This is a genomic window from Chitinophaga sp. OAE865 (assembly GCF_040546735.1).
In the GTDB taxonomy this organism is placed as follows: domain Bacteria; phylum Bacteroidota; class Bacteroidia; order Chitinophagales; family Chitinophagaceae; genus Chitinophaga; species Chitinophaga polysaccharea_A.
In genome coordinates, this window is sequence record NZ_JBEPOF010000001.1 from 5,068,332 (window position 1) to 5,080,606 (window position 12,275).

A 12,275-nucleotide genomic window follows, 5' to 3' on the forward strand; every position below is an offset into this window, starting at 1 on the left:
CCGCCCTGATTAATTCAGATGGCAGTCACCTTCAGCACTACGCTGGTGCGCTTTGCGCCAGCCTCCCCACCTTTATCAGTAAATCGCCCGTCTATACATGCCTGTTATCAATAGGCGATGTTGCGCCCGGTTTCCCGCTTATTGAAAAGATCATCTTGTGATAACCTCCTGAGCCCTGGCAAATTGCGTTAACAGTATAGCAAAAATGGACATCCTGTTAAAAATTTTTATACGGTGATATCATCTGCCTGAAGGTCAGAAATAAGCAGCACGCAGCGGATAATGTAATAATTATCTAGTAAAATATATACCGGCGGCCGCTTCATTTTTGCAGTGGCATGCCCTATTTTGAAGCTTAATAACGTATTCCCCCTATAGCCGATACTCCTGCGCAGTTTTCAATTTAACCCGGAACAAATAATCCTTATACCCATGAGAAAAATTTTACTGTCAGCATTACTGTTTATAACAGCGGGTTGTTGTTATGCACAAAACTGTACCACTCCCCTGCGGATTGTTGTACTAGGCTCCTCCACTGCATGGGGCAATGGAGTACCCAGCCGCGACAGCGCCTGGACCTTCCGTTTTGCCCGTTATCTCAAAGCAAATCACAACGCAGCTGATACGGTCATTAACCTGGCCGTTGGTGGCTTTACCACGCAGAATATCCAGGCCACCGGTACGCCTCCCTATACTGTTTTGGGAAATACTTTTTCGGTAGATGTAAATAAAAATATCACCAAAGCTATTTCACTCTCGCCCGATGCTATCATTATCAACATCTCCAACGATGATGAAGGACGCGGCTTCCCGTTATCCGTACAGGTAGCCAATTACCTGGCGCTAAAACAGGTGGCGGCACAAAACAATATCCCCCTATGGGTGGCCACCACCCAACCCAGGGACAACCTGGGCACTGCCGGCGCAGGGCGGCTGCGGCAAATGAAAGACAGTATCGATCTTTACTTCGGCGATAAAGCCATCGACTTCTGGACCGGGCTGGCTTCCGCCACCAACCAGATCGCTACGCAATACAGCGCAGGCGATGGTTTTCATTTCAACTCCGCAGGCCAGCAGGTGCTTTTCAACAGGGTGGTTGCCAGACAAATACCGGAAGCACTCTGCACACCGCCCGCCAGCGGCGCTTTCCTGCTTACCTCGTTTACAGTAAGCCAGCAAAAGGATTCATTAAAGCTAACATGGACCACCGTCAAAGAAGAAAAAACAAAATCTTTCCTTGTTGAACAAAGCGCCGATTCCCTCAGCTGGTCGCAGCTCAGCCAGGTAACAGCAGCAGGCAACAGCAATGTACCCCTCACCTATACGTTTACAGATCATCCTGCATTACCCCGCTACTACCGGCTTAACATGGTAGATTCAACAGATAACCATACCTACAGCTCCGTAGTGAAAGGCATTCCGGATACGTTGTATTACGCACCCTTCCGGTTATCAACGTTTACGCTCAGCAGCCAGCCCGGCAAAATACTGCTCAATTGGGCCACACTGCTGGAAAGCAATACACTCACGTTTACGGTAGAACGAAGTATGGATTCCGCTAACTGGGCGGCGGCAGGAACGGTAGCCGCTGCAGGAAATTCAGCAGCCTTAAGAAATTACACTTATACCGATAACACTGTAACTGCTGGTGTACCCTACTACTTCCGGCTCCGGATGAATGCCACAGACAACAGGTACTTCTACAGCTCCGTGGTGAAAGGCAGCGCAGTAGCAGTTCCTGCCAACTGCAGCGATCCCCTGCGGATTGTTGTACTAGGCTCCTCCACTGCATGGGGCAATGGAGTACCCAGCCGCGACAGCGCCTGGACCTTCCGTTTTGCCCGTTATCTCAAAGCAAATCACAACGCAGCTGATACGGTCATTAACCTGGCCGTTGGTGGCTTTACCACGCAGAATATCCAGGCCACCGGTACGCCTCCCTATACTGTTTTGGGAAATACTTTTTCGGTAGATGTAAATAAAAATATCACCAAGGCTATTTCACTCTCACCCGATGCCATCATTATTAACATCTCCAACGATGATGAAGGACGCGGCTTCCCGTTATCCGTACAGGTAGCCAATTACCTGGCGCTAAAACAGGTGGCGGCGCAAAACAATATCCCCCTATGGGTGGCCACCACCCAACCCAGGGACAACCTGGGCACTGCCGGCTCCGGACGGCTGCGGCAAATGAAAGACAGTATCGATCTTTTCTTCGGCGATAAAGCCATCGACTTCTGGACCGGGCTGGCTTCCGCCTCCAACCAGATCGCTACGCAATACAGCGCAGGCGATGGCTTTCATTTCAACTCCGCAGGCCAGCAGGTACTTTTCAACAGGGTGGTTGCCAGACAAATACCGGAAGCACTCTGCACACCGCCCGCCAGCGGCGCTTTCCTGCTTACCTCGTTTACAGTAAGCCAGCAAAAGGATTCATTAAAGCTAACATGGACCACCGCCAAAGAAGAAAAAACAAAATCTTTCCTTGTTGAACAAAGCGCCGATTCCCTCAGCTGGTCGCAGCTCAGCCAGGTAACAGCAACAGGCAACAGCAATGTACCCCTCACCTATACGTTTACAGATCATCCTGCATTACCCCGCTACTACCGGCTTAACATGGTAGATTCAACAGATAACCATACCTACAGCTCCGTAGTGAAAGGCATTCCGGATACGTTGTATTACGCACCCTTCCGGTTATCAACGTTTACGCTCAGCAGCCAGCCCGGCAAAATACAGCTCAATTGGGCCACACTGCTGGAAAGCAACACACTCACGTTCACGGTACAACGAAGTACAGATTCCATTAACTGGACAGTTGCAGGAACAGTAGCCGCCGCAGGGAATTCAACAGCCTTAAAAAATTATGTCTATACCGATAACACGGTAATACCCGGCCTGCTTTACTACTACCGGCTCCAGATGAATGCTACAGACAACAGGCATTTCTACAGCCAGTTCGTATTTGGCGCGGCCGACAGCGCCACATCTGCCTGCAATACGCCGTTGCGGATCGTGGTATTGGGCTCCTCCACAGCTTATGGCGATGGCCTGCCTGATCGCGACAGCGCCTGGACCTTCCGTTTCGCCCGCTACCTCAAAGCCAATCACAACGCGGCTGATACCTTGATCAATCTTGCCATCGGCGGCTATACCACGCAGCACATCATGCCGGATGGCACGCCTCCCTATACTTCGCTGGGGAATACTTTTTATGTAGATGTACAACACAATATCACCAAAGCCCTGTCGCTCAACCCGGATGTCATTATCATCAATATGCCCACCAATGATGAAGCCCGCGGTTTCCCGTTGATTAAAACGAGAGACAACTACCTTGTGCTGAAGCAACTGGCAGCGCAATCAGGTGTTCCCCTCTGGGTTACCACCACCCAGCCACGTGGCAACCTGGGTTATGATGCGGCTATCCGGTTACGGCAAATGAAAGACACTATCATGAAATATTTCAGCGGCAGATCCATTGATTTCTACAACGGGCTTGCCACCAGCGCAGGATTTATTGAGCCGGCCTACAACAGCGGCGACGATGTACATTTCAACGCCTGGGGACAGCGCATCCTGTTTGAACGTGTAGTGGCTGCAGCTATCCCCGATTCCCTCTGCTCCATCAATGCATTAAGCGGGAATAACAGCATGATGGCAACAGCAGGAATGATCAAATCCTACGTTAATACAACCGGCATTAAATTGTATCCCAACCCCGCGCAGGACTATGTGCTGCTACAAGGCCTGAACGGCAAGTCTTATAAAGTGGAAGTGTATAATACGCTGGGCGCCCTGGTATATGTACGGCAAAAAACAGTGACTAACCGCCTCGACATCGGGGAGCTGAAACCGGGAATTTATTTTATCATCATCAATAATACACAACGATACAAACTGGTGAAAATGTAATTCCTTCAAAAGAGAACGCCTCGCATAAGCGAGGCGTTTTCCTTAGGGATAACGAGGTGGTATTACATCTAGTTCCAACCGTTCCGGATCTGTGCGGCTACATTGGGATTATAATTCTTTTCGTTGTCGGGAACAGGCAGCAACACATGTTTATCCTGGAAGGGCTGTGTACCTGTACCTGGTTCCGCCAGTTTCTCTGCGTTAATGGTTTGCTTGGCAATGCCCCAGCGGATCAGGTCAAAGTAACGGCACTGTTCACCGCACAACTCCAGCTGCCGCTCGCGCATCAGCAGCTTCATGGCATTGTTCTTATCTCCCAGCGCAGTATATAAAACAGCACCGGCGCGGGAACGTACACTGTCAATCAGCGCCAGTGGCTCGTTACCTGTATTCCCTTGCTGGATGTAGGCTTCGGCCAGCATAAGCATTACATCCGCCAGGCGGATCACCTGCCCGTTAATAGGGCTTTTGGGATCTCCGTATTTTTCAACGAGATTATAATATTCATACTTCTTCCACCGGTAATCGCCCTGGGGATCATTGGCATCAAAGGGATAAGGCTTAGGGCCGGTAGCGCATTGCTGGCAATACGCTGTATCCCCACCGGACGCAGCGGTGCCATAAAACGTGGATTTAGCGCGGGGGTCTGTATAAGGCAACCCGTTCACCGGGTGGGCATACGTGAACGCATGTACGGAAGAGTTACTGATGTATACGTTTTTCCAGTCGTTCCAGCCATATTCCATAGCCCGGCCTGAATGCGTTTGCTTACCTACCTGTTCGGCGCCGTTTCCAAACATATAATAAGGCGATCCCACGCCCCAGTCGGTCCATTGCTGGTTCATGATCTGGAAAATATTCTCCGGCGTATTCTGGTTCGCAATGGAGAAGAGGCTGTCATATACAGGAGCCAGTTTATAGGTGTAAGGCGCGGCCATAAGCTTTTGCAGCTCCGTTTGTGCAGGCGCCCATTTTTTCTGGTAGAGATAAACTTTTCCAAGCAACGCCGTAACAGCGCCTTTGGTAGCGCGGCCCAGATCGGTTATGGGATAAGTCACCGGTAATTCGGCAGTAGCCTGTGCTTCCGTGAGGTCTTTTTCTATCTGTTTCCATACGTCTGCCGCTGAGCTGCGGGGTAGGTAGTTGTTGTTGAGCGTAGTCTGGTAGTCAACATACAAAGGAACATCTCCCCATAAAGTAACCAGGTGAAAGTATGCATATGCCCGCAGGAATTTCACTTCTGCCACGTACTGGTTTATTTTGGCACGGTCTGCCGCCGCGGTGGGATTCCATGCTGCAGCCCTGTCGATCACCAGGTTGGTACGGAAAATCATCCGGTATAAAGCACCCCACAGGAAAGAGAGATTAGCATTATTGGTACCAAAGCTGTAATCGCCCAGTTCCTGCTCTGCGCCCTGCAGAAAGCTGGCGCGTTTGGCCTCATTTCCCAGCAGGTCAAAAATAAAATAGTATTCCCTGGCCCATAACCCCGGATGCAGCAGGGTAGCGTAACTTGCTACAGTAGCCTGGTTGAGGGCGCCGGTATTTGTAAAGTAAGTATCGTAAGCATAGGCGCTCTGATCTACCAGTTCCAGCTTCGACTTTTTACACCCGGTGCTAACGGTGATCAATCCGGCGATAAGCAGCAATTGAAAAATATACGTCTTCATAAAATTCATTTTAAAAATTAAAACCCTAATTGAATACCTCCCAGGAATGTTCTTGGCTGCGGCACCTGTCCCTGGTCTATGCCACGTGCAAAGAGATAGTCGCCCACTATTTCAGGGTCATACCCGGTGTAATTGGTGATGGTAAACAGGTTTTGTGCGGCCACATAAATGCGTAAGGATTTAACGGTGCCTTTGGTAAGAGTGGTCAGCATGGAAACGGGCGTATTATAACCGATGGTGATATTACGCATGCGCAGGTAACTGCCGTCTTCCAGCCACCAGTCGGAAGGGCGCAGGTTGCCGCTACCTGTTGCATTTTGTCCCAGTCGTGGTAAAGCCGCTTCATCACCGGGTTTGCGCCACCTGTCGAGGATAGCTGTAGACGCGTTGTGGCCGGTGGCCATCATCTCTGTATTCAATTTTAACCCATTCAGCAGCTTCAAACCACTGATACCGGAGATAACAATATTCAGATCGAAATTTTTCCAGGTAAGGGATGCATTGAACCCGTAAATGTACTTAGGGATAGGGTTTCCCAGGATTTGCTGGTCTTTCGCAGTTACCCTGCCGTCGCCGTCCAGGTCTTTATAAATAAAATCACCGGGCAACAGGCCATCCTGGTATTTAGCATTGGCGTTACCTGTTTTCTTTACTGCTTCGGCATCCAGTGCAGCTATTTCTGCTGCATCCCGCGCTACGTGATCTTTACGATAGCCGTAGAAAGAGCCAATGGCGCTGCCTGCGGCAGTATAGGTGGTAGTGGGCACGGGGTCAAAAGCACCCGCCTGTATAGGGGCGGAAAACTGTGCGCCTAACGACAATACCTCGTTATGGTTAATAGAGCCATTTACGCTAACGTTGTACCTGAAGTTCTTTCCTACTTTATCGCCATACCCGATCGTCAGTTCAAATCCTTTGTTGGCGGCATCTGCAGCGTTCAGTGTTTTCCTCGGCTGGTTGCCGGTGGTGCTTACGCCAATGCTGGCAGGCAGGAAGGTGCTCACTAACAACCCGGTGCTCTTACGGTTGTACCAGTCGGCGGCAATTGTAAGCCGGTTATTCAGGAAGCCCAGGTCCAGCCCAATATCGGTTTGATTGGTTTGTTCCCATTGCAGGTCCGGGTTGCTCAATGTAGAAATGGTGGTACCGGAAACAAATGTTTCGTTGCTGCCGAATGAATACACCAATGCGCCGGCAGGCGTGCCCTGGTAAGTTCTTGCGGTGTTCAGGAAGTTAGGGATATTGTTGTTACCGGTTTGTCCCCAGCCTGCACGCAGTTTACCATTAGATAAAACAGGCAGTGCGCGTTTAATAAATTCTTCTTCAGAAAAACTCCATGCTACTCCTCCCGAAGCAAAATTACCGTAGCGGGTGTTGGCGCCGAAGTTGGAAGCGCCATCCCGGCGGAAGCTGGCGGTGAGCACGTACTTATCATCGTAGGTATACCCTGCCCTTCCGTAATAGGAGATCACCGACGGGCGCGCATAGTTGGAATAGGTACTTGTAACGGATTGTGAAGGCGCTACGCCTACGTTGGTGATATTATCGTTTGGCTGGCCGGTGCCGCGTACATTGGAACCGTTGGTCACGCCGGGATCAATATAGCTTTGGCCGGCCATCAGGGAAAGCTGGTGCTTTTTAATTGTTTTATCATAGGTAAGATAATTTTCCAGCATGTAGTAGGAGTTCTCCGTGAAATTGAGCCCCGACTGGCGCGCCTGGTTCAGGTAGTTAGACGACTGGTACTGCTGCTGGTAGCTGTTGGCACGGGTGGAGTTTATTTCTGCCGCAAACTGTGAGCGGAATTTCAGCCCGTTGATGATACGTACTTCGCCGGATAGCTGTGGGAAAAAAGCGAGTGATTTTGTAGTCTGGCTTTTCAGGTTAATATCCTGTAGCGGATTTGATGCATTGCTATAGTCTTCGATGTTGGATAAAATGGAATAGCCTCCCTGGATATTCGGGTCCAGCGCCGGTTTATAGGGCGCGTACCGGATGCCGTTGAGAATGCTGGCATAGTTGCCATCAGATACATATTGGCGTAAGATGATATTCTGTGTAAAGCGGAAGCGGCCAAGCTGTTCTTCCAGGCCAATGCGCGCCTGCAACCGCTTGTTGGTAGCGTTGGTTAAAATAGCTTTCTGGTTGATATAGGTAGCAGATACGGAATAGTTCACCTTTTCGCCTCCACCGCTGATGTTCACATCATTTTCAGATACCAGCGCGTTGCGGAAAATAGCATCCTGCCAGTCGGTACTATCCTGCAAAACCGCCGGGGTATTAAATTTGGCGGGCAACACCGCATTCTTTGTAGCAGCCAGGTCTTTGAGCGCATCTACATACTGGGCTGCGTTCAGCAGGTCCAGTTTTTTCCATGCTTTGGCAATGCCCCATTGTGAAGTGAAGCTCACCCTCGGAGGGCCTGTTTTACCCTTTTTGGTGGTAATGATCACCACACCGTTGGCTGCGGCAGATCCGTAGATGGCCGTAGAGGATGCATCTTTGAGGATAGTGATGTTTTCTATATCCTGCGGGTTCAGGGTATTGAATAAATTCTTGGTTCCCTGGATACCGTCTATTACATACAGGGGATTGATATCCGTAAAACTGCCCGTGCCACGGATGATGATCTGCGCGTCTGCACCGGCGGCGCCGCTGCTTTGAAGCACCTGCACGCCCGCCGCTTTACCGATCAGCAACTGGGAAGGGTTGGTGGCATTCACAGCGCCGGCTTCCTTTACGGAAACAACGCTGAAGGAACCGGCCACATCTTTCCGCCTGGCGGTACCGTAGCCAATCACTATCAGGTCGTTCAGGGCGGCGATGGTACGGGTAAGCCGCACTGCCAGTGTTAAGGTGGCTCCGGGTTTCAGCGCCACGCTGTTTAACTGCTGCGTTTCATAGCCCATGTAGGAAATGCTGAACAAATACCTGCCTTCCTGGGGCAACCCGGAAAAGCGGAAAACGCCATTGCTGTCTGTTACTACACCTGCGGTGTATTTTGTTTTTTCATTCAATGCAACAACAGAGGCATTGGGCAGCAGTTCCCCCTGGTCGCTACGCACGGTACCGGTTACCTGCAACCGGGGATGCTGTGCCTGCGAGGCCAAAGGCAGGCACAGGAAAAACAAGGCAAGGAACGGCAACAGCCGTAAGTCTGGTCGATAAAACGTCTTCATAACTGGAACGTGTTTTTAAGTACAGGGCATGACAGTCCCCGGGCGCCTTTGCACCTTGTTGTAGAATAAAACTATAATTGTTGAATTATTTTCGTCTGATTATAAACCCACTGTCGTTTCTTATCAATTTCAGATTATTAGGTAAGGTAAGGTCGGTTAGTATTTTATCCAGTGAATCGGTATTCTCAAATTTGCCGTCAAAATAAATGTCGGTAATATCCTGAGGATAATAATAAATGGCAATACCATAGTAATTACTTAACTGGTCAAGCACCTGTGTCATGGGCTGGTTATTGAATTTGTACCAGTCCGGTTTTACATTGGCCTGGGTACCGGTGCCGGCTTTTACCATCACATCAGCACCTGTGGTGTTGAAGGTCAGTAAATTGGAGATACCTGTTTTCCTGTTATACCGTAATTCTTTACCGGGCGTTAATATCACGTCCTCTGTTTTCTTTTTTGTATCAATGCTTACCCTCACCTTACCGGTATTAAGCCTTACACTGATCATATCTTCCCCCGGCAAAGCCTTCACATGAAAGAAAGTGCCGAGCACCGTTGTATGCAGCTCGCTGCTGTATACGGTAAAGGGATGCGCTTTATCGGGAACAACGGTAAAATCAGCTTCTCCCGTGAGATAAATATTCCTGTTCTCATTAAAGAGCTTATGATAGGTAATGGCTGCCTGTGGCAGCAACTGCACTACAGATCCATCTGGTAATACGATCGCCATTGGCTTACCGGTATTATTTCTTTGTTGTGCCTGTTGGTTTTGCGGGATGATAACGTTTGGCTCATTGCCGGCAAATGGTTGTTCCTGTGCAGGCTTTACCATCAGCCGGGATGCCAGCGCAATCAAACCCACTGCCGCCGCAGCGATAGCCAGGCGCCTTATCCATTTTGTTCTGTTTGTCACCGCATTGCTTTGCTGGTGAATATTGTTCAGCCATTGCTGCGATACCACTTCGGGGATATCGCCTTCATTATGCAACTCCAGGAATTCTTTCTCCGGCAGGTACTGTTCCAGCACTTCCGGGTGTTCCTCCAGGTAACGGCTTACCTGCAGGGCTTCCTCAGGGGTACATTGATTTGCAAAGAACCGTTCAATTAATTCGTCGTTTATCATGATAACCTACGGCTGATAAATAAATAATACGTTTGTGAAAGACAGGGTACTTAGTCCCGTTCAAAAAATATTTTCAACAGTCAGCAGCCACCATGTGAGCAGCAGTATCATACCCAGATAATGCCTGATCTGCTTTATGGCCTGGAAAATATGGGCTTCTACTGTTCTGGACGACAGGGATAGCTCGCTGGCTATCTGCTGGTAAGTCATACCTTTAAACCGGCTCATCTCAAACACCTTGCGGCGCATGGGCGGCATCTCTTCCAGGGCATGGGCCAGCTTATGCCGGAGCTCCTTCTCTCCCAGCCTGTCCCACACACCATCGGCCGGCAGGGTGTATTTGTCTATTACATGAATCACCTTTTCCCTGTAAACTGTATCTTTACGAAGCTGGTCGATCAGCGTGGTACGGGCTATCCTGAATAACTGGATGGTGATATCAAGATCGTCGGCAAGGCTCTCCCGGTAATTCCAGCATTTGATAAAGGTAAGCTGGGTAACTTCTTCAGCGAGGAAGGATGATTTGGTTTTGCGGAGAATAAAATAATAGATCCTTTTATGGCAGGAGTGGTATACCTCGTTAAATACCAGTAAATTACCTTGCTTCAAAGCAGCTATAATATTCACAACGTAGATTTTACGGACCTAATTTAAATAAATAACGGGTATTATTTTCAGAGATAATAAATATAGTATGAAAGAACTGATTACCAATAAAGATTATGAAGGGATCAGGAAAGCGCTTTCGCAAAATCCTTCGCTGGCTAATGAGGGCATCCCCTTTGATGACGTCAATACTACGAAAGCCCATCCTTTGCACCGCATCTGTGATGGTGTGTTTGCCCATAGTTATACCGACAAGGAAGCCGTTGAAATGGCGAAGATATTCCTGGAATACGGGGCCAACGTTAACGGCAATGAACCGGCAGAAAAAACGGATACGCCCCTTACTGCAGCTGCCAGCCTGCACGCAGATGAAACAGGCATATTGTACATAGAGAACGGCGCTGATATTCACCATGCGGGGTGCCATGGAGGCACTGCATTACACTGGGCTGCCTGGACCGGAAGGGATCAACTGGTGAGCAGGTTGCTGCAGGAAGGAGCAACAGTTAATAAACGCTGTATTGATTTCAGGGGCACTCCCTTACTGTGGGCTATCCATGGATTCAAAAACGGAGGCGAGGAAAACAGGCATAACCAGCTGGAATGCGCCCGGCTGCTGATCGCCGCAGGCGCTGATAAAACCATTCCCAATATAGACGGGGACACTCCTTTTGAATTTCTTGATGAAGAAGATGTTGAATGGATTAACCTGTTAAAATAAACATCTTCATTAAAATGCTTTATAAAAAAACAGCCCCCTTGTACCTGCACACTGGCAGATACAAGGGGGCTGAAATATATTGAACAACTATCAGGACTTAAAGAAAGCCAGGAGATCCTTATTAATTGTGGCAGCTTCCGTAGTAGGCATGCCATGCGGAAATCCTGGATAAGAAATGAGTTTCCCGTTCTTTAATAACCCCGCTGCCTTAAGCCCCGAAATCGGGTATGGCACAATCTGGTCATCTTCCCCGTGCAATACCAGTACCGGAATATCTACACTTTTGAGGTCTTCTGTAAAATCTGTTTCCGAAAAAGCCTTGATACAGTCGTAGTGAGCAGTGATTGCGCCCATCATGCCCTGGCGCCACCAATTATCCCTCACTCCCTGTGATATCTTTGCGCCTTCCCGGTTGTACCCGTAAAAAGGCATGGTAAAATCCTGGAAGAACTGTGTTCTCTGGGTAGCGGTGTTATTGCGGATCTCATCAAATACAGATAATGGCACGCCATCAGGGTTGGAATCAGATTTCACCATAATGGGCGTTACCGCGCTGATAAGCACCGCTTTCGCTATCCGGCCCTTGCCATATTTGGCTGCATAACGGATCACTTCTCCTCCACCTGTTGAATGCCCTACATGGATGGCATCCTTTAAATCAAGCGCCTGGACCAGCTCCGCCACATCTGCTGCGTAGGTGTCCATATCGTGGCCTTTCGAAGTTTGAGTGGATCTTCCGTGCCCTCTCCGGTCATGAGCAATCACCCTGAATCCCTGCTGCAGGAAAAATATCATCTGCCCGTCCCAGTCGTCACCTGATAAAGGCCAGCCATGATGGAAAACAACAGGCTGCCCGGTTCCCCAGTCTTTGTAGTAGATCTCTGTACCGTCTTTTACTTTGATTGTACTCATTGGTTTAAATTTTTTAATGATTAAACAGTTGTTGATAATGTTGGCATAATATATCCGTCATATGCCCTTCCCAAGGGCATACTGATCGCCCGGGAAACGATATTTTCTAACACGGGAAATGATATGGTTGTTCATTGGATACA

7 protein-coding genes are annotated in these 12,275 nt (G+C 49.1%); 2 read left to right on the top strand and 5 right to left on the bottom strand.

What is annotated here, in order from left to right:
* The first annotated feature begins 432 nt into the window (after positions 1 to 432).
* Positions 433 to 3,918 (top strand): GDSL-type esterase/lipase family protein, encoded by a 3,486-nt coding sequence (locus ABIE50_RS20525; RefSeq protein WP_209858084.1) that lies wholly within the window; start codon positions 433 to 435, stop codon positions 3,916 to 3,918.
* A 68-nt stretch (positions 3,919 to 3,986) separates the two neighbouring features.
* Here the strand turns inward: ABIE50_RS20525 and ABIE50_RS20530 are convergent, their stop codons facing one another.
* The 4 genes from ABIE50_RS20530 to ABIE50_RS20545 form a co-directional block, all read right to left on the bottom strand.
* A complete protein-coding gene (locus ABIE50_RS20530; RefSeq protein ID WP_209858086.1) occupies positions 3,987 to 5,588 on the bottom strand; it encodes a RagB/SusD family nutrient uptake outer membrane protein in 1,602 nt (533 codons plus the stop codon).
* Positions 5,589 to 5,605: 17 nt separating this feature from the next.
* Positions 5,606 to 8,767, bottom strand: a complete 3,162-nt coding sequence (locus ABIE50_RS20535) for a SusC/RagA family TonB-linked outer membrane protein (RefSeq protein WP_209858088.1) — start codon at positions 8,765 to 8,767, stop codon at positions 5,606 to 5,608.
* A gap of 85 nt (positions 8,768 to 8,852) precedes the next feature.
* Entirely contained in the window at positions 8,853 to 9,893 is a 1,041-nt protein-coding gene (locus ABIE50_RS20540; protein WP_209858090.1) for a FecR family protein, read from the bottom strand.
* 60 nt (positions 9,894 to 9,953) lie between these two features.
* Positions 9,954 to 10,520, bottom strand: coding sequence for a sigma-70 family RNA polymerase sigma factor (locus ABIE50_RS20545; protein ID WP_209858092.1), 567 nt, complete (start codon positions 10,518 to 10,520; stop codon positions 9,954 to 9,956).
* 67 nt (positions 10,521 to 10,587) lie between these two features.
* Between ABIE50_RS20545 and ABIE50_RS20550 the strand changes: the two genes are divergently transcribed.
* Positions 10,588 to 11,220: an ankyrin repeat domain-containing protein gene (locus ABIE50_RS20550; RefSeq protein ID WP_209858094.1), complete on the top strand. Its 633-nt coding sequence runs from the start codon at positions 10,588 to 10,590 to the stop codon at positions 11,218 to 11,220.
* A 90-nt stretch (positions 11,221 to 11,310) separates the two neighbouring features.
* Here ABIE50_RS20550 and ABIE50_RS20555 read toward each other — a convergent pair whose 3' ends face one another.
* Entirely contained in the window at positions 11,311 to 12,132 is an 822-nt protein-coding gene (locus tag ABIE50_RS20555) for an alpha/beta fold hydrolase (RefSeq protein WP_209858096.1), read from the bottom strand.
* Positions 12,133 to 12,275: the final 143 nt, after the last annotated feature.